The organism is Streptomyces sp. NBC_01481, from assembly GCF_026339995.1.
Taxonomy (GTDB): Bacteria; Actinomycetota; Actinomycetes; order Streptomycetales; family Streptomycetaceae; genus Streptomyces.
This window is the reverse complement of the sequence record NZ_JAPEPT010000005.1, coordinates 698,721-723,348: the sequence shown is the minus strand read 5'-3', so window position 1 is coordinate 723,348 and position 24,628 is coordinate 698,721. Positions and strand designations below refer to the sequence as shown.

The 24,628-nt window shown below is 65.3% G+C and carries 18 protein-coding genes; 12 read left to right on the top strand and 6 right to left on the bottom strand.

Annotated features, from left to right (window positions below; all coding sequences use genetic code 11):
* Nucleotides 1-54: 54 nt before the first annotated feature.
* Both OOK40_RS29305 and OOK40_RS29300 read left to right on the top strand, forming a co-directional pair.
* A complete protein-coding gene (locus OOK40_RS29305; protein WP_266487432.1) occupies nucleotides 55-771 on the top strand; it encodes an XRE family transcriptional regulator in 717 nt (238 codons plus the stop codon).
* A 2-nt stretch (nucleotides 772-773) separates the two neighbouring features.
* On the top strand, nucleotides 774-1,247 hold the full coding sequence (locus OOK40_RS29300) for an NUDIX hydrolase (protein WP_266487431.1): 474 nt from the start codon (nucleotides 774-776) through the stop codon (nucleotides 1,245-1,247).
* 3 nt (nucleotides 1,248-1,250) lie between these two features.
* Here OOK40_RS29300 and OOK40_RS29295 read toward each other — a convergent pair whose 3' ends face one another.
* Both OOK40_RS29295 and OOK40_RS29290 read right to left on the bottom strand, forming a co-directional pair.
* Nucleotides 1,251-1,808, bottom strand: a complete 558-nt coding sequence (locus OOK40_RS29295) for an HD domain-containing protein (protein ID WP_266487430.1) — start codon at nucleotides 1,806-1,808, stop codon at nucleotides 1,251-1,253.
* On the bottom strand, nucleotides 1,805-2,266 hold the full coding sequence (locus tag OOK40_RS29290) for a GntR family transcriptional regulator (protein WP_266487428.1): 462 nt from the start codon (nucleotides 2,264-2,266) through the stop codon (nucleotides 1,805-1,807). The genes OOK40_RS29295 and OOK40_RS29290 overlap by 4 nt, the downstream gene beginning before the upstream one ends.
* A gap of 246 nt (nucleotides 2,267-2,512) precedes the next feature.
* Between OOK40_RS29290 and OOK40_RS29285 the strand changes: the two genes are divergently transcribed.
* From OOK40_RS29285 to OOK40_RS29240, 10 genes are all read left to right on the top strand, one after another.
* Nucleotides 2,513-2,830, top strand: a complete 318-nt coding sequence (locus OOK40_RS29285; RefSeq protein ID WP_266487427.1) for a hypothetical protein — start codon at nucleotides 2,513-2,515, stop codon at nucleotides 2,828-2,830.
* Nucleotides 2,827-3,087 carry a hypothetical protein gene (locus OOK40_RS29280; RefSeq protein ID WP_266487426.1) on the top strand — a complete coding sequence of 87 codons (261 nt, stop codon included), beginning with the start codon at nucleotides 2,827-2,829 and terminating at the stop codon, nucleotides 3,085-3,087. The genes OOK40_RS29285 and OOK40_RS29280 overlap by 4 nt, the downstream gene beginning before the upstream one ends.
* Before the next feature lie 1,251 nt (nucleotides 3,088-4,338).
* On the top strand, nucleotides 4,339-5,211 hold the full coding sequence (locus tag OOK40_RS29275; protein ID WP_266487425.1) for a serine/threonine protein kinase: 873 nt from the start codon (nucleotides 4,339-4,341) through the stop codon (nucleotides 5,209-5,211).
* Nucleotides 5,212-5,258: 47 nt separating this feature from the next.
* Nucleotides 5,259-5,837 (top strand): ABC-three component system middle component 2, encoded by a 579-nt coding sequence (locus OOK40_RS29270; RefSeq protein WP_266487423.1) that lies wholly within the window; start codon nucleotides 5,259-5,261, stop codon nucleotides 5,835-5,837.
* Between the two features lie 5 nt (nucleotides 5,838-5,842).
* Nucleotides 5,843-7,855 (top strand): DNA recombination protein RecN, encoded by a 2,013-nt coding sequence (locus tag OOK40_RS29265; RefSeq protein WP_266487421.1) that lies wholly within the window; start codon nucleotides 5,843-5,845, stop codon nucleotides 7,853-7,855.
* 836 nt (nucleotides 7,856-8,691) lie between these two features.
* Nucleotides 8,692-9,153, top strand: coding sequence for a helix-turn-helix domain-containing protein (locus OOK40_RS29260; protein ID WP_266487419.1), 462 nt, complete (start codon nucleotides 8,692-8,694; stop codon nucleotides 9,151-9,153).
* Between the two features lie 3 nt (nucleotides 9,154-9,156).
* Nucleotides 9,157-9,717, top strand: a complete 561-nt coding sequence (locus OOK40_RS29255) for a PIN domain-containing protein (protein ID WP_266487417.1) — start codon at nucleotides 9,157-9,159, stop codon at nucleotides 9,715-9,717.
* A 592-nt stretch (nucleotides 9,718-10,309) separates the two neighbouring features.
* Nucleotides 10,310-11,728, top strand: coding sequence for a restriction endonuclease subunit S (locus tag OOK40_RS29250; RefSeq protein ID WP_323136129.1), 1,419 nt, complete (start codon nucleotides 10,310-10,312; stop codon nucleotides 11,726-11,728).
* Nucleotides 11,725-13,263, top strand: coding sequence for a class I SAM-dependent DNA methyltransferase (locus OOK40_RS29245; RefSeq protein WP_266487416.1), 1,539 nt, complete (start codon nucleotides 11,725-11,727; stop codon nucleotides 13,261-13,263). Before OOK40_RS29250 ends, OOK40_RS29245 begins: the two co-directional genes overlap by 4 nt.
* A gap of 116 nt (nucleotides 13,264-13,379) precedes the next feature.
* Nucleotides 13,380-14,375, top strand: coding sequence for a DUF3800 domain-containing protein (locus tag OOK40_RS29240; RefSeq protein ID WP_266487414.1), 996 nt, complete (start codon nucleotides 13,380-13,382; stop codon nucleotides 14,373-14,375).
* 13 nt (nucleotides 14,376-14,388) lie between these two features.
* Here OOK40_RS29240 and OOK40_RS29235 read toward each other — a convergent pair whose 3' ends face one another.
* From OOK40_RS29235 to OOK40_RS29220, 4 genes are read right to left on the bottom strand one after another with little or no spacing between them, the layout of a single operon-like run.
* A complete protein-coding gene (locus OOK40_RS29235) occupies nucleotides 14,389-16,512 on the bottom strand; it encodes a DEAD/DEAH box helicase (RefSeq protein WP_266487413.1) in 2,124 nt (707 codons plus the stop codon).
* Nucleotides 16,509-17,837 (bottom strand): BREX system ATP-binding protein BrxD, encoded by a 1,329-nt coding sequence (brxD, locus tag OOK40_RS29230; RefSeq protein WP_266487412.1) that lies wholly within the window; start codon nucleotides 17,835-17,837, stop codon nucleotides 16,509-16,511. Before brxD ends, OOK40_RS29235 begins: the two co-directional genes overlap by 4 nt.
* Nucleotides 17,834-20,578, bottom strand: coding sequence for a BREX-2 system phosphatase PglZ (gene pglZ / locus OOK40_RS29225; protein ID WP_266487411.1), 2,745 nt, complete (start codon nucleotides 20,576-20,578; stop codon nucleotides 17,834-17,836). The genes brxD and pglZ overlap by 4 nt, the downstream gene beginning before the upstream one ends.
* Nucleotides 20,578-24,477, bottom strand: a complete 3,900-nt coding sequence (locus tag OOK40_RS29220; protein ID WP_266487410.1) for a PglY protein — start codon at nucleotides 24,475-24,477, stop codon at nucleotides 20,578-20,580. Before OOK40_RS29220 ends, pglZ begins: the two co-directional genes overlap by 1 nt.
* Nucleotides 24,478-24,628 lie beyond the last annotated feature (151 nt).

Here is a 24,628-nt window from a genome sequence, read left to right as displayed (position 1 = left end):
TCGGGGGTGGAGATGTCCAACGAGCGTTTGCGATCAGCTCTCTTGGCCCAGGGCATGACCGTGCAGGATCTGGCTGACGCCATCGAGGTCAACCCGAAGACGGTCGAACGCTGGATCACGCAAGGCAAGGTCCCGTACCGACGGCACCAGTACGCCACTGCCTCACTGCTCAAGGTCGACGTGACGACCCTGTGGGACGACTCCCGAGCCGTCGACAGCGCAACGGACCTGAGCAAAGCCGAGATCGTCACCGTCTACCCACATCGGCACACGGTGCCGCCCGGCCTCTGGCGCGGCATCTACGGGCGGGCCGAAAGGCACATCGACGTTCTCGTGTATGCCGGTCTGTGGCTGTCCGAAGACCCGCAGTTCATCGACCTCTTGAAGTCGAAGGTTCAGGGAAACGCGCAAGTTCGCATCCTTCTTGGCGATCCGGGCTGTGCCGCGGTTCAACAACGTGGCATAGACGAGGGGCACAAGATCATGGATGGCAAGATTCGCAACGCGCTCATGAACTACCGGCCGCTCTTCACGAGCCACCCGGACATCGGCTTTCGGCTGCATGATGCGACCCTCTACAACTCGTTGTTCCGGGCGGACGACGAGATGCTGGTGAATACCCACGTCTACGGCATCGGCGCGTTCATGGCTCCCGTGCTCCACCTGCGGCGGCTCCCTGGGGGAGGGCTCTTCGACACGTACGCGAATAGCATCGAGCAGACCTGGGGAGGCGCGCGCCAGGTCAGTGACCACGACATCACGGGAGTCTGAGCATGGGACGCATCGATTACCTCCACGACCCCGACGCCCCGCCGGCCAACTCCGTTGTGCCGTCCGTCGTGGCGTTCGTGCAGAACGATGCGGGGCAGGTCCTGATGATCCAGCGGTCAGACAACGGCCGGTGGGCGCTTCCCGGTGGCGGCCACGATGTGGGCGAGTCAATCAGCGACACCGTGGTGCGCGAGGTCTGGGAAGAGACCGGCATCAAGGCCGAGGTCATTGACATGTCCGGGATCTACACCGACCCCGGCCACGTGATGCTGTACGACGATGGCGAGGCCCGGCAGCAGTTCAGCATCTGTTTCCGCGCCCGGCCGATCGGCGGCGAGGTCCGAACGAGCAATGAGACGACACGGGTCCGCTGGGTCGACCCAGCGGACCTGTCGGAGTATGACGTTCACCCGACCATGCGACTCCGGATCGAGCACGCCATGGATCGGACGCGGACGGCGCCCTACATCGGTTGACGGTCAGCGTTTGGTGAGTCGTTCGAGTACACGTGCTGTGCTCGCCAGGATCTCCGGCTCGGCGCGGCGGATGAACGTGCCAATCAGGCTGTCTGGCCCGTAGCGCCCGGCGATCTCGTTTACGCGATCCACTGGATTTGTCGGGGTGCCATCTGGCGTGGTGTTCATGTCGCAGTAGCAGAGCGCGTCGTTGAGGTGAGGATGCTCGCGAGGGAACTCGCTTTCCAACTCCTCGCGCAGACCGCGCGCTTCCGCTTCCATCCACGCGCATGAGTGATGCGCCACCAGGCGTACGACCCGCTCGTCTGCTCCAGCGACGTCGCGCAGGTAGCGGGCTCCGTCGAGCGGGTGAAAACCGGTTTTGGCGAGGTCTGGCGAATAGCCGATGTCATGCAGCACCGCGGCCGCCTCCATCAATTCGGCGTCCGCGCCCAGGATCGGGGCAATCGTTCGCGCCCGCTCCGCGACACCCACCGAGTGCTTCCACCTGCGCGGCAGCGATTCAGCGAGCAGCGATTCAGCGAGAGGGTAAGCCCACTCAATCAGTCCGGTGGTGCTCAAAGTTCGGAACGCTCCTCTCCGCTCGGCAGGGTCCGCACCTTCCGAACTTTGCCCTGCCCGCCCTCTGACAGCAGCCCGGCCGCTTCCAGCTTGTCCAGAGCCTTGCTCACGGTCGGGCGCGACACTCCAAACCTCGCGCTCAACACAGACGCACTCGGGAACTCCGCCCCCACCTCCAAGCCGTCAGCTCTGATCAAGTCGGCAATCCTCTCGTCCAGAGGTCGGCGGTCCCGGCCTTCCCTCACCACTTGCCACCTGCCGCCGGGCCGCGACTCTGCGAACCCGTCCTTCTGAAGGGCTGCGAAGGTCCGGAGAGCGACGCCACGAGACACGCCATGCTCGCGCATTAGCTCCGCTGCTGACGGGAGTTCCGTCATCCCCGGATCAGCCTCAATCTGTGCCTTCACTGCGTCAGCGATCTTCAAGAAGGTCCCCCGAGGGCTGGCCTCCTGCGACACGCGCTCTCCCTCCCGTAGTGCCATCGACCCGTTAAGGCTCCCACGCTCACCGTTCACGTAGTGGTGTCCCAGCTGTCCGACTGTCCGGTTAAGCCTATGACCTGCGAAAATGAACGGGACAGTACAAAGTGCGCCTGTCCGGGCTGTCCGGCTACAGACGGCTGCGACGCGCAGATAGGACCATGCCTCGACCCGGATGGTTGCGCACCAGTTCACTCGGCAGTCGGTGCGTGCCACCATGGCCACATGGCAGACGAAGCCCCCGGACAGATCGAGAAGCCCCTCCTGTGGGTAGGGGTCGACGAGCAGCCTGTACTGGCAGCGAACCAGTTCGTCGGCCAGATCGATCGCGATGGCATCTTCCTCACCTTCGGCTCCGTTACTCCGCCGTTCCTCTTCGCGGAGAATGCGGACCAGCTGCGCACACAGGCAGAGGCCATCAGCTACGTCCCCGTGCGGCCACTCGTTCGCCTCGCGGTCTCCCGTAAGTATCTGGATGAGCTGATCATGACACTCAAGCAGACTGCAGAAAACTACGACCGTCAGCAGGGAGCCCAGGCGTGAACAGCACCACTATTGACTTGGTACCACAGACCACTGTGTCCACTGCCTATCGGTCAATCAAGGTTGCCACGGGCGCGGTGGCGACCAACGCCGGTAACCGTTTGGTCATCGGAATCCCTGAGTCGCAGCTCTACTACTGGACTAGCGCCTGGCAGGCGAACGAGCAGGCTGCTGCTGGTGAACTGGAGCGGGGAGAAGGCAGGCACTTCACCGACGCCGAGGAAGCGATCCGCTGGCTGCTGTCCGAAGAGGACTAGATGCCTGAGCTAGATATCCCACCCAGATTCAAGAAGGTCTTGAGTAAGAAACCACGAGCGATGCAGGACGCCGTCGCCAAGTGCCTTGACCGCCTCGCACAAGACCCATCGCACCCTGGCTTGCAGGTCCACCCCATACACGGGAGCGACGGTGTATGGGAAGCGTACGTAGACAAGGCGAATCGCATCACCTTCAAGCGACTCGGCCCTGTCATCCAGCTGCGGAACAACTGCAACCACGAAATCATCAAGCGCTCACCGTAGTGGCGGAATATCCAGAGCCCAGTGTGACGGCGTTCGAAGGTGTCCCAGCTGTCCGAGTGTCCGGTTAAGCCCGTGACCTGCGAAAATGAACCGGATAGTACAAAGTGTACGTGTCCGGGCTGTCCGGGCTGTCCGGCTACAGACGGCTGCAACACCCGCGGGTGTTGCAGCCCGTCGGCGAAGCCGACCCTGGAAGTCGTAGGAGCCGGAGGCGACTTCCTTCTCAAAGTGCCGCACCACTCCGCACCACTTAAGCACCACTCACTGCGGTCAACGACGGTCAACGTCGGTGAGTCCGAGCGCCGGAATTCACCATCATCTGAGGACGTCTGTGCAGGTCAGGCCCACTTGATCGCAACATCATTCTCAGGATTCCCAAGCTCAGGGTCCTCGCGTCGTCAGTACGGCCTAGGGATCTCGTGTGCGTCCAGCGCAGCGAGTAGCACGTCAGCAGCGCGTCGAGGTCGGCCAAGAGGAGGCCGGCGATTTCGCGTGCCGCGTCCACGTCGCCCTGGTCGAAGGCTTCCACCACCTCAGCGAATCGCCGCGAAGGATGGAGAGCCAGTCGCCCTGGATCACGTGGTGCGCCTGCCCGGCCGCCGAGGTCAGTCGGCTTCCTGCACGGCGTCCCGGCAGCGCTGCACCGCTTCTTTCAGGAGGGCCTCGGTCCGTTCCCGCCGTCCCGCCGCTGAGCAAGCATGCCCGGCAGACTCGCGAACGCCGAGGAGCTTCACGCCCCGGCTGGCCACCCGCCTCGTGCACCTTGATCGGCTGGTTCCCAGACGAGTACGCTGACGGGCCGTTACTGTGTGTTGTGCAGCAGAGACGGTCGGCTAAACGCCGATGGCTGGGGCTGCACTCCGGGACGTGGGGGTGGCCGGGTTGGATAGCTCCATAGCCGTGGCGGCTGGTGTTCCGCCCATCCATTTCGGAGTGCACGAACTCCGCACCGGAAGCGCGGACGGGGCGCGAGCAGACTTCGAGAAGATGCTCGCTCAGCTCGCCAGCGCCACCAACCCGAACGTTCGCATGATCGCGGCCAACCCAGGCGACTGGGGAATCGACGCCTTCGCTGGCGATCTCGGGGGTGCCATCACGGTCTGGCAGTCCAAGTACTTCATGCCTATTACCACGACTAACCAGTCGCAGCAGATCCGAGAGTCACTAGCCAACGGGCTGAAGGCAGCGGCGGCCAACGATCACACCATCGCGATCTGGATCCTGTGTATCCCCTCCAGCATGGACGGCCCGGCAGCGAACTGGTGGGACGGTTGGAAGAAGAAGCAGGAGAAGGCGCACAACATCATCATCGAGCTGTGGGACGAGACCACGCTCGTGAAGAAGCTCCAAAGTCCCGAGGGCGACCAGGTGCGCCGCTCCTACTACGAGCCCTTCACACCGGCTCCCGCCGCACCCGCCCAGGAGCCGCTTCGGCTGGTCTTGGACGTGGAGGATGACAAGGCGTCAGCGCTCAACTCGGCTCTGTTCGTGCGGCAGATGACGGAGGCCGGCCACGTCGAGCTGGACTCCGCCAAACGGCAGTTCTTCAACGCCGATCTGGTGGCACGAGAGATCGCGCACAAGGCGGTACCTGCCGAGGTTGCGGCGCTCAGCTCCGCTGATGCCACCTTGCATGGCGTGTGGGAGATGCAGTTCAACGAGTGCTCTGCCGAGGATGCCATCAGGGCTCTTCACGGGCGGGTCTGGCGTGAGGTGCGCAGCGAGCACGACAAGCTGCCGAAGCTGCTGCGCCTGGAGTTGGTGCACAGCTGGGGGTTGGTCCACAGGCTGGTCGACAACCGTCGGGCCGGCTGGGTCAGGCATTGGCGGCAGATCGCAAGCGGTCATCCTGACGGCTGAGATCTCACGACTGCCGGTCCCGCTAGACAACTGAGGAGGAGCATGCCGTGGAAGCACACCGGCCGGTGGTGATGCCGGAGGATGAGATGCCTTTCCGGCTCGCTCAACTGCTTCTGCTCCTCGATGCGGTTGCCGGGCAGGACGCGAACGGTGCGAGCTTGGAGCGCATCGGCTATTACGACTTCCTGTCCGCGAACCCTTTCCTCGTGGTCCCGTCCGAGGGCCGGGAGGCGAGTCTCCTTCGGCTTGCCGGGTTCGACCCGCAGGTCTTGGCCTACGCCTCTTCGTCGCAGCGGTTCACCAGCCGTCGGGAGCGCATCCAGCACGACCTCGCGCTCCTGGTCGCCTATGGGTGCTGCCAGGTACACAACCACAAGGGCTCCCTCGCCTACTCGATCACGGTGGCTGGGCATGAACTCGGCGGACAGTTCACAGCCACCTACGCCACCTCGTTCAGTACTGCGGCCGGCATCGTCGTGCGACGGCTCCGAAGGCTGAGCGACAGGGGCCTGCGGGAGCAGACCGCGCGGTGGCTTCGGCCGGACGGGCACGGCGGTCCTGCAGCCGCCCTCATGAGCGTCCTGGGCCCGGGCCCCCGTGTGTCGGCAACGTCTTGGGAAGGATGACCACCATGGAGCCGCTTCCCGGCATTCGGATCCGGCGTCTACGGCTGACCGGGATCGACCGGTCGTATGACGTCGACTTCACGATCGAGCAGCAGGTACGGAACCTGTCTGTGATCGCCGGGGCGTTCAGCTCGGGCAAGACTGCGGTGCTGGAGTTCATCTCGTACGGGCTCGGCGCCAAGCGGCACCCCCGTCATCATGAGGTACTGCGAAAGGTCCGCTCCTGCCTCTTGGAGGTCGAGCTTTCCGGCGAACCCCATGTGATCGAGCGGTCCGTCGGCGAGCCCTCGAAGGTCGCCTTCGTACGTCGCGGAACTCTTGACAGTAAGCCGGTGTCCCGGGCCGAGAGCAGGCCGGTCGATCCGCCCGGAGCTCAGGAGAGCCTGTCGACCCTCCTGCTGAGCCACTGCAAGCTCGAAGGCGTCCAGCTTCGGGAAGCCCCCACCAGCCGCGAATCCCGCACGGACCCGCTCAGCTTCCGTGACCTGATGTGGCTGGCGTTCCTGCCCAACGAACGCGTCGCGGACAAGAATTTCCTCTTCGAGAACGACTACATGCGCAAGCACAAGCTGCGGCAGGTGGTCGACGTTGTCTTCGGCGTCCACGACGACCGTGCCGTCGAGCTCGGCCAACGCATCCGGGAACTCGGCGGCCGGCTCAACCATGCCAAGGCCGAACTCGCAGCCGCGCGTGCCTTCCTCCAGGAACAAGCCCCCACCACACTGAGCGATGCCCTCTCCCCCCTCGTCTACGAGCGGGAACTGGCCGACATCGCAACTCAGCTCCAGGACCTGGACGAAGCGGCTCACGCGGGAACGGACTTCGCGGCCCGGCTGCGCCGTGAACATCAGCGGGCGGCCCAGATCTCCCGCCGGGCGGCAGCCGTGCTGCGGGACTGCGAGACGCAGCTCGCGCGGCTGATGCCGCTGCGCGCTCAGTACGCGGACGACCTCCTCAAGCTCGGCATGCTGGGGGAGGCCCAGCAGCTCTTCGACCCCCTAAGCGTCACCGCATGCCCGGCCTGCCTGAACCGCCTGCCAGCTCCCCCGACCGCCGCCGACGGGCGCTGTAGCCTGTGCAGCCACGACCTGACCGACGCAGACGAGGTGCTGACTTTGGGTGCCGCCGACGCCGGCAGCCATGCGGAGGGCAACCGAGTGGACGTCGCGGCCGAGATCCGGTCCACCAAGGCCCGCCTCAAAGAGATCACCACCTACATCGATGACTTGGACGTCTCACTGGCCGCGCTCAAGCTCCAGGCCGAAGACGCGGCGATTCTTGAGGAGCAGGCCGCTGCCGCGGTGGATGAGGCCACCTCGCCCGCAGTATCGCCGTTCCTCGCCGCGCGCGACGACCTCCACCGCAGGCGCGAGCAGGTACTGCGCCTCCTCGACCAGGCCGAAAACACCGTGAAACTCCAGGAAGGACTCGACAGACGAGCCGCCACGGTGGAACGCCACGAAGCCCAGATCGCCCGTCTGAAAGACGAACTCGGGCAGCTCGGGGACGCCACCGACGACCGCGACCGGATCATCGCCCAGGTCAGCAGCCGCTACGGTGACCTCCTCCGGAAGTGGCGCTACCCAAAGGTCAGTCAGCCTTTCATCAAGCCTGACCTCACGCCATTCGTACGCGGTGAGCCCTACCAGGAAGCGTCCTCTGGCGCCCGCACGCTGCTGACCCTGGCCTGGCAACTGGCCGTCTTCGAAATCGCCGTCGAAAGCGGCGCCGCACACCCTGGCTTCCTCATGATCGACAGTCCGCAGAAGAACCTCGGCCACGGTGGCACCCTTGATGCGGTGATCGCTGATGCCGTCGCCATCGACGACTTCTACCACCACCTCTCTGTCTGGCTCTCAGACCGAGGTGCCAAAGCGCAGCTCATCGTCGTCGACAACAGCCCACCGCTCCTCACGGAAGGCAACGTGGTGGCCCGCTACAGCCGAAACGAGGATCAGCCTCCCTACGGGCTGATCGAGGACGAGACAAGCGCAGAAGGGGAAGAGGCCAGTCAGTAGAACTTCACGGAACTGCATCGGGACAGTGGGCGGTAGGGCCTGACCTGAGACATGTCCCTCATGGTTCGCGCCATGCGATCTGCTTGACCTCAGGCACCGATGATCGGAGTCCTTTCGGTACTGCCGCACAATTCTCACGCGATCTCGACGGTCGCTTCGTCCCACCTCGCATAGCTGTCGGCCGCTCTTCCGAGTGAGTGACGAGTGAGATTTCAGCCCTCCACGGCGACGAGAACGAAAAGCGCAGGTCAAAGTACCCCCTCGCATGTCGACCACGCGTGCCCTCCGGAGCCGCGTACACACAAAGCCCGTGAGTGTCCCAGCTGTCCGACTGTCCGGTTATGCCTGTGACCTGCGGAAATGAACCGGACAGCTCCATGTGCAGCTGTCCGGGCTGTCCGGTCACAGACGGCTGTAACACCCCGGGGTGTTACAGCCGTCGGCGAAGCCGACCTCTCAATGGGCGTTGGAGTCGGAGGCGACTTCCGATGCCTTTGCCTCCCCCGGCGCTCCTTGCGACACGGCTCCACGACACCTGTGCCTCCGGGCACTTGTGTCTGGCTCCGCCGCAGGTCAGAGGGACCGACCACACTGACCGCTGTAAATCACCCACTGGATCCGTTGCGCTTGCTTCGAATATTGCGGATACTTCGATAAGTAAGGCAGCGTCTAACGCGACCAAGAGACCACTACGACAGCACCAACCGCCACCATGACAGCGGGCCCCGTCGCCGCGCCAACGACCACGGGGCTTATCGCCGTCTCGCCAGCCCGCCACCGCGCCAACGGCGGCGGACTATCCCTGGCGCCCGTCCACCGCATTTAGGGGCGCGCACATGACCAAGACTGACATTCGCCCGGTGAAACTCCCGGACGACAAGCAGAAGACTGCAAACCATGCCCTCACCAGGGTCCGGGCCTACCTGGCAGAGCACCAGGAGGCCTCCCAGATCCATGTCACCGTTCAAGACGGAGGCGATCGTGAGCCCCTGGCCCTCCCTCGCGAGGCTGTAGAGCTCCTCGCATCGCTCCTAGCGCACCTTGGCGCCGGCCGGGCCGTGTCCATCGTTCCGTCCGACGCCGAGCTCACCACTCAGCAAGCCGCCGACATGCTCAACGTGTCCCGCCCCTTCCTCATCGGTCTCTTGGACGCCGGAGAGATCGAGTACCGGACCGTTGGCTCACACCGCCGAATCACCGCGTCGTCCCTGCTGGAGTACCAGCGCAAGGACGACCACCGTCGCCGACAGGTAGCTGATGAGCTCACCAGGCTCGGCCAGGAGATGGGAATGATCTAGGTCATGGCTTTCGTCGCCGTCTACGACGCCAATGTCTTGTATCCGAGCACCTTGCGTGACGTTCTCATTCGCGTGGCGCTAGCCAGGATGGTGCAGGCGAAGTGGACGGACCAGATCCTCGATGAGACCTTCCGCAATCTGAAGAAGAACCGGCCTGACCTGGATCCGAAGAACTTAGACCGGACGCGGGAGCTCATGTCTGGCGCGATCCCAGACGTGCTGGTCAAGGGATACGAACCGCTGATCGACATACTCGATCTACCGGATCCCGACGACCGGCACGTCCTGGCCGCTGCCATCAGAGCAAAGGCACAGGTGATCGTCACGTCCAACCTGAAGGACTTCCCCGCCGACAAGTTGTCTACGTGGGATGTACAGGCCGTCCATCCAGACGCCTTCATCGAGGCGCAGGTCGACCTCTCTCCCAGGCGGGTGTATGGAGTGCTCACGCAGATAGCGGACACATGGGATCACCCGCCAAACGCGGTGGTCGCCGATGTGATCGACTCCTTGGAGCAGGAAGGTCTAGTGGCGTCAGTAGCGGCACTGAGAGCCTTGACCTAACGCCTTCTGACGCCGCGCCCCAGCCGGATCACGCTGGGGCGCGGCGCATCCGGGTATCCGCAAGCCTTCCAGTCTCGGCGCAGCGCGACACACTTCCGACACACTCTGTGTCGCCGCGCGCCCCGTATCTGGCTCCGCCTCAGGTCAGAGGGGGCACGGGGATGCAAGCAGACACCCACTCCGGAGCCGTGTGCGCAGGTTCGAATCCTGCCGGGGGCACTTCATCCGGGCCAGCGTGATCAGACCGCTGACCTGCGGAAGTGCCAGACTTCAAGAGCCGGACCCAGTCCCACTGGGTCCGGCTCTTTGTCATTGCAGAGCACTGATCGGGATAGAGCTGGTCGTCAACCCGAGCGGCGCCCTAACAATCGCCGCCGCGGGACACCAGGAAGGTGTCCTGGCTGTTGCGCGGAGAGCCCCTGGTCGACAACGATCAGCTGGACGAGGCCGAGACGACGTCGCCCACGGCGGCCAGCCACACCACAGAACGAGCCCGCCGAGGACTCCTACAACCCGCCTTTCCGATCGAGCCTGTCGGTTGAGCATCGCGACCGAGCGACGTCGCTTCGGATCGAGCTGAATAGAGAACCGCTTGTTCGACATGGAACTTCCATCGGGGTGGGCTGCAGCCGAGCTGGGTGAGTTACTCCGAGAGCCCCTGCGCAATGGGCACTCGGCAAGCCGTGCGAAGGGATGCGACGGAATTCGCACCTTAAAACTGACTGCTGTCACTCTCGACTACTTCACTGAAGAAAACACGAAGGTCACCTCGGCAGATCCCTTACGCGTGAAGGATCTCTGGCTGGAACCCGGTGACATCCTTGTCCAGCGATCGAACACACCCGAACTCATTGGAACGTCGGCCCTGTACAACGGCCCCAGAAACTGGGCAATCTACCCAGACCTCTTAGTTCGTGTGAGGGTCAATTCCTGCCTCACGCCCAATTTCGCAGCTCTCATGCTGCGCAGCAGGAAGGTACGCGACTACCTGAAGGCAAACGCGAAGGGGCTGGTGGGCTCGATGCCAAAAATTGACCATTCAGCCATTGCGGGCATCAGGCTACCGGTGCCTCCCAAAGCTGAGCAGCATCGCATCGTCGCGGCCCTCGAAGGCCACCTGTCTCACCTAGACATGGCCGCGCTGGCGCTGGAATCCGCGCGGTTGAAGGTAATCGCGTTCCGCAAGTCCACACTTCTGTCGTTCGTACCCGAGCGCGTGCCCGAGTCATGGGAAATGAGCACCGTCGGCGAGGCCGGCACCGTCGAGCTCGGTCGGCAACGCCACCCTGACCGGCACCACGGCACGGACATGCACCCATACCTGCGCGTCGCCAACGTCTTCGAGGACCGCATCGACACCTCGGACGTCATGGAGATGGACTTCTCTGGGATTTTCGAGAGATATCGACTGCAACCTGGTGACGTTCTCCTCAACGAAGGGCAGAGCCCGCACCTGGTGGGTCGGCCCGCCCTCTACAGGGGAACTCCACCGAATGTTGCATTTACCAATAGCCTTCTGCGTTTCCGGTCGCGTCCCGACGTGCTGCCGGAATGGGCACTCATAGTGTTTCGCCACCACCTGCACGCTCGGCGATTTATGCGCGAGGCACACAGCAGTACCAGCATCGCCCATCTCTCGGCACAGCGCTTAAGGTCTGTCGAGTTTCCCATCCCGCCAGTGGAGGACCAGAAGCGGCTAATAGCGGCATTCCGGAAGCTGGTGCGCGACGCCGATGCCATGGACCGCACGCTGGAACGCACCATCGCGCAGGCAAAGCGTCTCCGGAGTCTGGTACTGGACCAGGCCTTCAGCGCCCAGCTCGTTCCCCAGGACCCGGCTGAGGAACCCGCATCCGTTCTCCTGGACCGTATTCGCGCCGCGCGGGAATCACAGGGCCGTAGCAAAGCCAGGCCTATACAACGCCCCCGTCTGCAGGCATCTGCGCCACCACCCCTATCGGCCGCAACATCCCTCCCCGTCAACGCCGTTCAGCTGGAGTTCGAGCTGTGATCCCCGCGACCTCGTACCAGACGGGCTCCAAGAGCGACGCAGTAGTCGCCAAGCTCTGGAGCTACTGCAATGTCCTCACCGACCACGGCCTGTCCACCATCGAGTACGTCGAACAGCTCACGTATCTACTCTTCCTCAAGATGGCCGACGAGATCGCCAGGAACAAGCCCCACCTCGTCGTACCCGCCGCATACAGCTGGCAGTCCCTCGCCGCTAAGACGGGCCCGGAACTCGAAGCCCATTACCGCAAGATCCTGACCGAGCTTGGCAAGGACCCCAGCACCACCCTTGGAACGATCTTCGCCAACTCCCGGCTCCGCATCACAGAGCCAACCCTCCTCGAAAGACTTATTGTCAACCTGATCGGCAAGGAGGATTGGACGGTCCACAGCATGAAGGAGGTCTACGAAGGTCTACTCGCCAATGCCGCCGAGGACACCAGGACAAGCGCCGGTCAATACTTCACCCCACGGGCCCTCATTGGCGCCATCGTCGACGTGATGCAGCCACAGCCGGGCGACACCATCACTGACCCTATTTGCGGCACCGGCGGTTTTCTCGTCGCCTCGCACGGTTACCTCCGGAAGCACCATATGCTGGACCTATTCCATGATCGGCGCAACGCCCTTGGGTCGGGCCAGATCTGGGGCACCGCGCCGACCGTCGGCACGGCCCGCTTCGCTGCCATGAACATGTTGTTGCACGGCATGGGTAGTCTCCACGGCCTCCCTCTCGTCGCCGCGGGCGACGCACTCGCCACGAAGCCCGGCCGGCAGGCGTCACTCGTCCTCACCAACCCGCCCTTCGGCCGGAAGTCCGCGATGACCATCGCTGGTTCGGACGGCAAAGCCGAGCGAGAGCGCATCTCCTACGCGCGGGGCGACTTCTGTGCCGCCACAGCAAACAGGCACCTCAACTTTCTTCAACACACCATGTCGCTTTTGGAGGTGAACGGTCGTGCCGCAGTCGTTCTCCCGGACAGCGCACTGTTCGAGGGCGGGGCGGGCGAGAAGGTACGCCGTCGCCTCCTTGACGAGTTCAGCCTTCACACAATCCTCCGTCTACCTGCCGGGATCTTCCATGCGGGTGGGGTCAGGGCAAACGTCTTGTTCTTCGAGAGGAAGCCCGCTCGCGCAGGGGACGAGCCCAGCACCTCAATGCTCTGGGTCTACGACTTCCGCACGGGCAAGCACTTCACGCCCAAACAGCGTCGCCCGCTGCACCGCGGAGACCTGAGGGAGTTCGTAGAGGCGTATTTGCCGGGCAAGTCCCGTACAGAGCGGGTGGAGACCGAGCGCTTCAAGTGCTTCGGCTACGACGATCTCATCGCTCGCGATCGGGTAAACCTCGACATCACCTGGACGACGGACCCGGCGCTCGACGGCCCCGCCGGCCTCCTGCCGCCAGAGATGATCGCCCGAGAGATCGTCGAAGACCTCCAGGCAGCGCTGAACAGGTTTACTGCTGTCGCCGAGGCTCTCGGTAGCGGGATCTCGCCCTACACCGATGCATTCAAGCCACCGGACATTGGCTGAGTCGCCGCAACTCCCCTGCGGGTTCGGGATGTTGCCCAGTGGAAAGCAGTCGCCTAGGCTGCTCAGCAGAACGAACACCACGCTGCGACCGGGCTCTGTCCGGCGTGGCACTTCCTATGGCCGTCCCCCAGGGATCTGGGGTCGGCCATAGCTGTTTCAGTAGCAGGGGGCGGCTCTTGTACGTGTGTTACTTAGACGAATCCGGCACCGGTCAGGTCCTCAACCCCGCTGTTGCCGACTCGGTTCCTGTCATGGCGATCGGCGGATTCACCGTCCCAGAGGCCCAGATCAAGGCCCTCGCGTGGGACTTCATCGCGCTCAAGAAGCGGTTCAGGCCGGAGCTGCGCAAGCTGCCCACACTGAGCCAGGTCGTCCATCACGAGATCAAGGGCGAGACGATCCGCAAGTGCTTTCGTCGGCCGGGCCGCAACCAGCGTCGCATGGCGCATGGATTCCTCGACCATCTCCTGAACATCCTTGAGCAACGGGACTGCACAGTCATGGCGCGCCTCTGGGTGAAGCAGGACGGTGTCGTCAATGACGCCGTGGCCATGTACGCATCCTCGGTCACCGCGCTCTGTGCGAACTTCGAGCACTATCTCGCCGAGCGTTCCGGCAGCGGCATCGCTGTCCTCGACAGCCGCAACCCGTCCGACAACATGGGCAATGTGCACTGTGTGACTACCCAGAAGTTCGGGAGGGGTGGGGATCGCATGCCCCACCTGCCCGAGTCCCCGGTCTTCGGCCACAGCAACACCCACCTGGGCCTGCAGATTGCCGACCTTCTGGTGTCCGCGATTCTGGCTCCCGCCGCAGCAGTGACGTACGCCGGCGACTTGACCGCGAATGTCCACTGCCACCCAGGCTTTCACGACGTTCGCGATCGGCACTGCCCGCGGCTGGGCAAGCTCCAGCACCGCTATCTGTCCCCCGCGGGCAAGTGGACCGGTGGAATCGTCGTGTCGGACGCCCGAGGACATCAGTCGGCAGGCAAGCTGCTCGCCCCCGCGGTACCAGTGAGCGTGACGCCTCTCGGTTTCCCCCAGCAGACATCGGCGCGGGATCTGGCCGCTGTCGCCTCGTCGCCCGACTCACAGCCGCTCGCCCCGTAGCTGCATTGGTACGTCAGTCAACCTGCCCCACGAATCGGACAGGTTCTCCCAGGACCGCGGCCGCGCCCTCCAGGTCGGCCAGGCGCGCTGCGAGAGTGGCTTCCGCCAGCCGAGGAGGCAGCGCGGTGCTGAACTTCAAACCTTTCAGAGCGTGTTCGTGTACGGCGGGCAGGCACAGCCGTTCCGCTGCGTCATGCACGATCTGCTTCCACAGTTGGGGCGTCAGGTCTTCGCGCAGCCGGATCCAGCAGTCGTTGATGCGCTGCCCCGGGTCGACCGCGCTCGCCAGTGTCGCTGCAAGGGTGGCGTTGGCGCGGTGACCGGCCCACGTCCACCAGCGCAGGTCGTTGTCAGGGCGGCGCAGAATGACAGTGCCCCCGGGGTGCACGCCCTCCATGAACCGCTCACGGGCTTCCGCCAGGCAGCCGACCGCCCGCCCCGTGAGCTTGACCTGCGGGTCTGTACCCAGCAGCACCTCACGTGCTGCCCGTGTCAGCTCGTAGGACGTGGCGCGGACGAATCCCAGGCCGCCCCACTTCGCCTTGCCTCCCCCGTCAACCGGCTCAACGAAGCACCGTCGCCGACGCCAGTCGATGTAAGTGACCTGCCAGCTGCGGCCCGCGAGCAGCAGCCGACGCGGCCCATCCACTTCCTCCGTCAGCAGGCTGGGGTCCGTCTTGCCGATCTCGGTCAGCCCGTGGAGCACGGTGAATTCGGGTGCGACCGTGAACACCGCGGTGAGGTTCATGAAATGCCGGTGCCCAAAGCGCCGTTCGGCCTCGGGGCCGATGAACAGCATTCCGCCGTCATGGTCGAGATACCCCTCCTCCACCAAGTACCGCACGATGGGTTCGGCGGGCTGTGCGAAGGGACCGAGGCCGGCCCACCACTCCTGCCAAAGGTGGTCACCGACCTGGTTCTCCTGCAGACACAGTGCGAGCACCTGCTGAGCGACGATGTGTCGCGGCTCGGGAGGCGCCACCACCGGCTCGACCCAGCCACGGGACCACTGCAGCAGCAATGCGGCCGCGGCCAGCAGCCCATCCTCACTAAGCGCCAGGAAGAGGCAGTTACGGGCGGCTCCGGCGCGGCGTCCGGTGCGTCCGAGCCGCTGGAGGAAGGAGGCAACGGTGGCAGGAGCATCGAGCTGGATGACCCTGTCCAGGTCTCCCACGTCGATTCCGAGTTCCAGCGTGCTGGTCGAGACGATGACACAATCGCGTGCCTCTGCGAACGCCTCTTCCGCCCTCCTGCGCTCGTCGACGGCAAGAGAGGCATGCGACAGAAAGGTCGTCACACCCTTGGCACGCAGCTTCTCACCCAACTCCTCGACGAGCCGACGCGATTCACAGAAGACGAGCCGCTTTTCTCCACGGTGAAGAGCGGCGATCACATGTGCCGCATTGTCGACCGAGCCCACATAGTCGAGCTGGATGTCTCCGGGCGGAGTGGCCCCTTGTTCGAGCTGCGGCTGCGCAAGGTGCGGGGCGACAACCCGCGCAGGCCGCTTCCCTGCGCCCGAGCCCTGCAGCCATTGGAGCAGATGCTCCGGATTCCCCACCGTCGCCGACAGCCCCACCCGCTGTACGGGATGTCCCACGACCTTCTGCACCCTCTCGAGTACGGCCAGCAGATGCCAGCCGCGGTCATCGCCGGCGAAGGCATGTACCTCGTCCACAACGATGGCCTGCACCCCGCCGAAGAAGGCACGATGGTCGACATTCGAGCTGACCAGCATTGCTTCCAGCGACTCAGGCGTGGTCAGGAGTACGTCGGGCCGCCCTATAAGGATCTTCTTGCGCCCCGAAGCATTGACGTCGCCGTGCCACAGGGCAGCGCTGCGCCCGAGCCACGCCGTGTACGTCTCCAGCCTGGGAAGCAAGTTGTTGAGCAGCGCCTTGAGCGGGCACACGTACAGCACCGAGGTACCGCTCCAGCGCTCCGCCGCCATTTTCGACAGCAGCGGGAACGAAGCCGCCTCTGTCTTTCCGCCGGCCGTCGGCGCCAGCAGTACCGCGTCCTCACCCGCGAGCAGTGGGGCGATCGCTTCTTCCTGCAGCGGCCGCAGCCCTGGCCAGCCCAGCGTGTTGACGATGTGGTGGAGAAGCACCGGGTCTAGGTCGTCGATACCGCTCACGGCAGGTCCAGCTCGATCTCGTCGGCGCTCGCCGCCGCATTGCGCTCGACTTCGTTCAGTTCCGCGCTGGAGACAGTGAGTGCATAGTGCTGCCGCGGATCGAAGTCGTCGAACTCGTCGACACGGTCGAGGACGTCAGCAACGAGCTTGCGCAGGAACAGCCGGGGCGCGATGCCCACCTTCCCGCCCAGCCCGCCGGTGACCGCGGTGGCGAGTTCTCCGATGTATGCGTCGTCCGCCCGCCCTGTGATCCGGTCCGGGTGCTTGGCCGCGCCGGCGTACAGGTCGCGCACACTGCGTCCAAGTTCGCCGAGTAGCTGCAAGTCGAAGCCTGCAAGCCTCAGTTGCACTGCTCTCGGCGAGTCGAAACGTGGATCGGTCGTGAAGTCGGTCGACAACCGCTGAGCAAGTGGTGGCAGCCGTTGTACGCCCTGCTGCCCGTCGTAGAAAGCGGGCGTACCCGTGATGACGAGGAAGAGCCCAGGAAAGCGTCCGGCATCGATCTCATCGAGGAGCTGCCGCAGCGCGTTGAGCCCTTTCTCCCGCACGTCGCCGCGCACCCGCTGCAGAGTCTCGGTCTCATCCAGTACGAGCAACAGTCCGGGATGGCCGCAGTCCCGCAGCACGGTCAGCAGCCCTTGCAGGAAGCCGAGTGCGGCGAAGTGATCCAGGTCGCCGCGTACGCCGGCGGAGCGCCTTGCGGAGGCAGCGACCGACTTCTGTCCTCCCAGCCAGGCAATCAGAGCCTCGGCGGTGGCACCGTCTCCTGCGGCGAGCGCCTGTCGGTAGCCGCGCAGGGCTGCCGAGAAGGCAGGTGTCGTCCGGGCGACATCTGCAAGCCTGCGTTCCATCAGTTCGTCGACGGCTTTCGCCAGCTCTTCGGTGTCGTCCTCGTCCACGTCTCCCGCGTCGAGGACTTCCTCCTCCAGGGTGTAGAACCAGGAATCGACGATGGCGCGCAGGGCACTCGGCTGATGAGTGGCGGTCGTCAGCTGCTCGATGAGCCGTCGGTAGACCGTTTCCAGGCGGTGCAGCGGTGTCTGGGTCTCGGAGATCTGCACTTCTGCGGAAGCAAGGCCCGCCCGCTTGGCCCGCTCGGCCAGCCAGCGGGCGAAGAAGGTCTTGCCTGAGCCGTACTCACCTCGGATCGCGTGAAAGGCGGCCCCGCCGCGTGCGACGGTTACGAGGTCGTCGTCGAGGGCCTCCGTGAACTTGTCCAGTCCGACCGCGAAGAGGTCGAGTCCGGACTGTGGCACCGTGCCGCGCCGCAGCGCGTCGACGACTTCTCGGCGGCGTACGGCACTGACCTCGGAGGACATGGTCATGCGGACTTCTCCAGTTGGAACTGTGCACGCAGGAGTCGCACATCGAGCTTGACGGTATGCCCGGAGTCGATGAAACCGAGCACGGGATAGCCCTCGACATTCAGCAGTCGCTGCAGCGTGGCAATGAAGCCGTCGATGTTGCGCTTGACTCGTCCGGTCGCCGAGATGGCAGCTGCGAGGGCCGCGGGCGACATGGTCTCGCCCGCTTCGGCAAGCGCATCGATGACGGAGGCAACGACCTTCGCCTCGGGCGCCCTGCGTACGTACTCCTTCTGCGCGAGGTACACATTGCTGGCGACCACCTTGGAGCCGAGCGTGGCAGGTTCCTGCGCGACTTCGGTCTCGGCGAAGAGCCCTTCGCCTACCGGCTGGGGTCGCTTTCGGGAGGGCTTGGCCTTGATTGCGGGCTCAGAGATTCCCGTCTCGGTCGCCCCTGCTTCCATGGCCCGGGGCTCTGCCCACCACGAAGGCGTAGCAAGCTCCCGCGGGAGCACCTGCCACTCCTTCGGCAGCGAGTCCAGTTCAGGGAGCAGCACCAGTAGGGGCACCGTCACTTCGGCCAGTGACGCACCGCCGTGGTAGCCGGCCTTGCGGGGCGTGTAACGGATGTCTTCCCGCCATGGAGCGGTGATCATCCCGCCTCCTTCGAGCACACGGGGCCCGGACAGCTCGATCTCCCCATCGCTCGCGGCGCCCGTGCGCCAGCGGGAGGACTCCGCCCCGGTGGCCCGGGTCGGCCCGCTGTTCACACCGCGTTCCAGAACATGCCCGTGATCGGCAACCAACAGCACCGGGCGTCCGTATCCCTTGGCCGCAGCGAGGAGTTCACGCAGGAAGGAGACGTCCTTGATCCGCCACTGGGTACGTTCGCCCTGCTGCCCGTGGTCCAGCGCGTCGTCGATGGTATTGAGCACGACTCCGACCACGGCATGCGAAGCGAGTGCCGTGACCAGCTCCTCCGTGAGCCTGTGTCCGGAGGGTCCGCCGATCGATGCCTTGTGGAACAGCACTCCCTCGCCTCTGCGCTGCTTCCAGTACTCGGCGAAGCCCGCAGCTTCGGTGGACTGCCCCCCCATGACCGCCCCACCGGTGAGCAGCGAGGCTCGACTGATCCTGGTCACCGAGGGCAGCATGGATACGGCGGCCAGCCGCTGTGCTTGCATCCCGCCAGGCGGCTTGCGTACAGCCTCGATCCAGCCTTCGCGTTCGGCCTCTTCGCCGATCTGTACGGCCGCCGCACTGCTCATGCCATCGAGGAGCAGAATCAGGGGGGCCGCCGCGTCGCTGTCCAACTCAACCGCGACCTCGGTCAGCACGTTCTCCACCAGCAGACAGCCGCCCGGGTTCTGCGCTGCCGCTGAACGGGTCCACGCCGCCAGCCGTACCGCGAACTGCTCGTCGAGAAGGTCCCTGCGCGCTCGCGCGGCTTCGTGCAGCGCCCGGTAGGCCTGGTCGGCCACAGGATCGCCGACCGGATCGCCCGACCACAGCACATTCAGCGCCCGGTCCACCCAGCCCCACTCGGCCAGATGAGCACGGACCCCGGACGCCACCGATTCCACCTGAGGCTGCGGTGTCGCCAACCAGCGCGCGACGCGAACGGCCATCGCGGCGACAGCGATCCGGTCACCATGCAGTGCGGCCAGAGCGTGGCCGCGCAATTCGGCCAGCGCCACCTCGGCCTTGTCGGGCGAGCACCCCACCTCGGCTGTCACATCACGCAGTTGAGCAGTAAAGCTCGACAACAGGAAACGGCTCGTACGAAGCGCGTCTGTCAGCCCCGCTTGGGCAGCTAGCCGATCCGCCCGGTCTATGACGGAGAACACCCGCTGCCTGGCGGTGTCGTTCTGCTGCGCCTCGCCGATCCAGCGGGTGAGCGTGCCGGCCACGACGTCACTGAATGCCAGCACGTCGGCTCGGCGTACCTGGCCGAAGAGTCCGCCAACGGCGAGCACCGTGTCCGGACCAGTCGCCGGATCGGCCATAGCCGAGCCGAGCAGTCCGCGCGCCATGGCGTCGTTTCCGCGTCCGGCCTCGACCAGCGACATCAGTACGGGCACGGCCGCGCCCGCCGTCTCACCCAGCCAGTGCTTGAGTTCGTCACGCTCCTGGGCAGCCAGCTCGATGAAGCGGGCTGGTCCGGCCGGCGAACGCGACCAGGCGAGCAGGGTGTCAGCGTCGATGGCGACGTCCGCCGACCTCTCGCGCGTCCCGGTCCGTGCGAGGCCCAGCCGCGCGACAAGGAGTGCTCGCATGGCCGAGTCCCGGGTGAGTACGGAGCCGGTGCGCTGCCAGCCGCCGTCGTGCGGCTCGGCGTCCAGGAGCGCCTCGAGCAGCCAGGTCTCCCGGTACATCCGTGGGTCGAGTTCCTTGGCCCCGAAGCGCTGCTTCACGATCTCGGCGTTCTCGACCGTGAGCATGCGCCGTTTCACGGCATGCCCACGCACATCCCAGCCGAGCTGCTCGTCGCCGATGCCGGTGGTCACGACCAGGACATCGCCCTCGCGTGCCTCGTCGGCGAGGTGCTGCTGCCAGGCGTCCACGATGCCGAGCACGGACGTCTGGTCGGTGACGTGGACGCGCCGCGGCTCCCCGCCGATCTTCGCGGTGAACACTTCGGCAGCGGTGGCCGGGTACCGGCCGTGGACCAGCATCAGCCGCCGGTCGCGCAGCCCCGCAGCGTACGTGTCGAGCAGCGCCTCGATGGTGAGACGGTTGACCTGCGGCACGGCAGTGGTCATCAGTGGCCGGCCTCCTCGTCCTTCACCACGTTGTCGTCCGCGGTCACCGGTCGCCAGGCGATCTCGATCCGTACTCCGGGATGCGCAGCAACGTACGAGCGGATTTCGTCCTGGACATCGGCGATGGCCGATGCCAGGGCGGACTCGACGCGAGTGGGCTGCTGCGTGTCCAGGACATGCGGGGCGGTCGGCCCCGGAGATGGCGTGACCGTGCGCCGGGCCGGCTCGTCCTGCTCGAGGTCCAGCTGCGGCGGCACCCCGGACTGCACGACGGGACGGCCGTGCCGGGTCAGGCTGATGTCGTCCGGTCCTGGCGCGGGCGGCTCCGGGGTCGGGTGGGCGATGTTCGCGAGCCGGGCTGCCTCCGTGACCAGGGCGACCGATTGGTCCTGCAGTCGGCTGAGCACCGGTACGAGCGACCTGGCCTGCTCGTGGTCGTTGACGGTGTCGCGCAGTGTGGCGACCAAACGCTCGGCTCTGTCCCCCACCCCGTCGCCGCGCTCGGCAAAGCTGCGCACGCTCTTCAGAAGCGACCAGTTGGTGTTGTCGAGCGCGTCCAGCACCTCGGGCGCCTGCTTGATCGCCGCCCCCAGCTCCTGGTCGGTCACGTCGTAGGAGGCAGCTGCCAGCTCCTTCACGAGCGAGGTCGCGTCCTTGGTGCTGGAAAGCCTGGCCAGCAGGTCGGCGGCGGCCCGCATCGACCGCATCCGGTCCGCTTCCGCCCCGGCGAGCCCCAGATCGGCGGCGTGCTTCTCCAGAGAGCGCCGTACCCCGCCCACAGCCTGCTGGTGCGCGTCCACGACTCGACGACATTGGGACTCGAGCGCCGCGACGTTCCGGGCGAAAAGCACCGGCTGCGCAGACACACCGAAAACCGCCCCGGCACGCACTCGAGCGGCCGTGAACTCCTCCTCGCTGGGCAGCTCCACCGCCCGCAGCCCGTATCCACTGCCGATCCGCTCCAGCTCGGGGGCAGGTACTGGCGAGGTCTGGTAGACCCACGTCCGGTCGTCCAGCAGCGCATAGGTCGCAATGATCAGGCTGGTGATGTTCTTCTCCAGCCCGGTGAAGCCCAGATCTGCGATCCAGCGCCTGATGTCCTCGACAGAGAGTTCCGTGCCAGCCTTGGCGTCAGCAGCCTTCTGATTGATCTTCAAGCGCCAGTCGCTGAGGAGGTTGAGCGGGCCGTCGTGCACCTCCCCGAGCCCGAGCGGATGCACAATCTTCTTGACGACGGCCAGGTGATGCCCGTCGACGACAACCCGTCGCGACCCGTCCACCATCGCCTTCCCGATCCACTCCAGCGCCGTCTTCAACTCCCGTGCGGTGACGGCCTTCCGCGTCAGACCGGGGTCGAAGTCGGGGTGCTTGGGATGCAGAGCCGCGAACATCCCGTCCGCCAGAGCGTAGAGGTTCTGCTCGAAGCTCAGCCCTGCCTGCGGCTTGGGCCTGGAGTAGGCAGGCTCAAGCGACCACACATGCTGATTGTCCGGCACCTCCGCGCCGACACTGCCCGGATCTGGCTTGCTGATTCCGTACAACTGCTGCAGCACGGCTGCCAATTGGGAGGTGAGATTCTCGCTCTGCGCCTTGAGCTGATGCCGAATCTGCACCCGTTCGTCCGCCGACTTGGTGGCGGTGTGGTCGTCGAGCCGGTCCCGCTCCAGCAAGTAGTTGATCTTCAGCAGTCGTCCAAGCTGATTCGCCTTCTGCTCGGAGAAGAAGTCGGGCAACCAGATCACGGTGCGCGCATACTTCCCCTCCTGCTTCATCCTCTCGATGCGGCGTACGTCATCGCTCGGGAAGTGCTTGTCGTCAAAGGGGTAGTCGAGGACGAACCTGATGTTCCCGCCCATCTGCGGCTTGAACTGCTCGTCGGGCAGATGAGGGTCACAGACGTTGCCGAAGACGAACTCGGCCGTGCGCTTCGTCCCCCGCCATACGACGTCCCGCTCGCTCACGAACGCCTGGGCATCGCCGATCCCGAACTCCGACCACAGCTGGTCCTTGACCCACTGCCGGCGCTTGCCGAGGTTGTCCTCGCTGCTCACCTCGTCAAGGAGCGGCTCGATGTCAAGATCGGACAAGTGCAGATGGAAGACGGGGTCCGCGCTGCCTTCGCTGCGCAACTCACCGAATTCGCCCTGCAGTTCCTTCAGCCGCTTGACCGCCACCGATCCGGCCGACCCCAGCCGTACCTTGATGGACCCGTGGTTCAAGGCGGCCAGCCGCTCACCGGTGAGCCGGGCCAGGGCGGGCACGTTCGGTGCGAGCGCGGAGAGCAGCAGCGTCTTGATCAGCCGCTCGTCGCCCTTGAAGAGCGGACTGTCCGCGGACCCGTACTTCTCGATGAGATGGGCCACCACCCGGTCGTGGAAGCGCTTGGCGGTCTCGGCCTCTTTGCGCAGCCGGGCGGTGAACGCCTCACCCGTGCCATCCAGGATGACGTCCCACAGATCGCCTAGCGGGATCAGCTCACCGAGCTTCAGATCGTCCCGGCGCCGCCGCAGTGTCTCTTCCACCAGCTTGAGACCGGTGCGCTCACGCTGCAGCGCACCCGACAGCTCCACCAGCACATTCAGGAAGGCGGGCGAGAGCGGATAGAGGTCCCGGAAGTCGTCCCAGCTGGCTTCGGTACGCCCGTGGGCGTCCAGGAGCACCTGCCGTACCTCGTCCTTGGACGACTCGACCGCGGCGAACGCCGTCTCCCGCGCGGCTTCCATGCCCGGCTTCGGTGCAAGCACACGATGCTTGATGATCTCGATGAGGTTGCTGTCCTCGAGATCGACGACATCGATACGGCCCGCGAGGTACTCGACCTGCTGCTCCAGGTTCTGCACCTCTGCGCCGGCGACATCGGAGCCGATCAGCTGGGACAGATCCCGCTGCCGCGAGATGAAGGAAATAATCGGCACCGGCCGGTCGCTGTCCCCGGACTCGATCAGCTTGACCAGCTTCTGCACCTGGTCGCGTACGAAATCCTGCTCACCCATGTGCGCCTGCAGCCACAGGATCAGCTCGTCGAGGAAGAGCACGATGCCGTCGTAGCCGAGCGACTTGGCGTGCCGGGAGACGACGGAGAGCCCGTTCTCCAGCGGCACGAAGGCGTCCTTGTCACCGCGCGCTCCGGTGGCGTACGAGGCCATGGGCCCGGAGAGCAGCGCAGAGACCAGCGCATCACGATGCGGGTCGCCAGCGGGCGCTGCAAAGGCACGGTCGAGATCGGCGGGAGTCCAGGCGCCCGGGGCGGGCGCGTTCTCCGCGCCATCGAGCCCACTGGTGTCGAGGTCCTCGTCGTCGTCGATCGCGACCACCGCACCGCTCGGCGCGACGGCGACACCCCCGGCCCCCAGCCACTGGACGAACTTCCCGTCGTCGGCCAGGAATTCCCGCTGGTTGCGCGCGTCCGCGATGGCGGCGTCCGCCCGGTACACGGCGGGCGTCGGCTGGTCCGGGTGCAACTTCCGTACAGTCGCGACGTACCCGCCGAGCAGCGCCGAGTCCAGGTCTGCCGCGCCGACGAGGTGGTACGGCACCATCAGGAACTTCTTCTGCCGCAGCCAGTCGTCGTGCTGGGCGATGACCTCCTGAAGGCGCGGCTTGCGGCGGGCCGCAGGGTGATTGTTGAGCACCGCGTGCAGGACGGTGAGGAAGTGGCTCTTACCGGCGCCGAACGATCCGTGGAGATACGCAGCGTGCGAGCTACCGGTCCTGACAGCCGCACCGACCAGCCCGAGCGACCGCTTGAACGCCTCCTGGAGCTGATCCGTGACGACGTACTCTCCCACGCGGGCGTCAGTCTCGGTGAAGCCCCCGGAGAGCTCCACCTTGAAATCGCCGGCATGGACGTCTTCCTTGATGTCGATGACATCCCGCAGGAAGAGCTCGCTGGTGGGCATCGGGGCTCTCGTTCCCTCAGTCGGCTGCATTCGGAGTACGCGGCAAGTGCGCGATGTCCAATCTTGCCAGCCCAGACGGGGCTCCGACCCGGCCTAACGGTTATCCATGTAACCCTGCCATCACACTCGGCCACCATCCCAGACTTGATCG

Bases quoted from the DNA above. Each gene is read 5' to 3' on its own strand.
- OOK40_RS29305 (WP_266487432.1), top strand. From the start codon at position 55: ATGACCGTGCAGGATCTGGCTGACGCCATCGAGGTCAACCCGAAGACG.
- OOK40_RS29300 (WP_266487431.1), top strand. From the start codon at position 774: ATGGGACGCATCGATTACCTCCACGACCCCGACGCCCCGCCGGCCAAC.
- OOK40_RS29285 (WP_266487427.1), top strand. From the start codon at position 2,513: ATGGCAGACGAAGCCCCCGGACAGATCGAGAAGCCCCTCCTGTGGGTA.
- OOK40_RS29275 (WP_266487425.1), top strand. From the start codon at position 4,339: ATGCTCGCTCAGCTCGCCAGCGCCACCAACCCGAACGTTCGCATGATC.
- OOK40_RS29265 (WP_266487421.1), top strand. From the start codon at position 5,843: ATGGAGCCGCTTCCCGGCATTCGGATCCGGCGTCTACGGCTGACCGGG.
- OOK40_RS29260 (WP_266487419.1), top strand. From the start codon at position 8,692: ATGACCAAGACTGACATTCGCCCGGTGAAACTCCCGGACGACAAGCAG.
- OOK40_RS29255 (WP_266487417.1), top strand. From the start codon at position 9,157: ATGGCTTTCGTCGCCGTCTACGACGCCAATGTCTTGTATCCGAGCACC.
- OOK40_RS29240 (WP_266487414.1), top strand. From the start codon at position 13,380: ATGGCCGTCCCCCAGGGATCTGGGGTCGGCCATAGCTGTTTCAGTAGC.
- brxD (WP_266487412.1), bottom strand. From the start codon at position 17,837: ATGACCATGTCCTCCGAGGTCAGTGCCGTACGCCGCCGAGAAGTCGTC.
- pglZ (WP_266487411.1), bottom strand. From the start codon at position 20,578: ATGACCACTGCCGTGCCGCAGGTCAACCGTCTCACCATCGAGGCGCTG.
- OOK40_RS29220 (WP_266487410.1), bottom strand. From the start codon at position 24,477: ATGCCCACCAGCGAGCTCTTCCTGCGGGATGTCATCGACATCAAGGAA.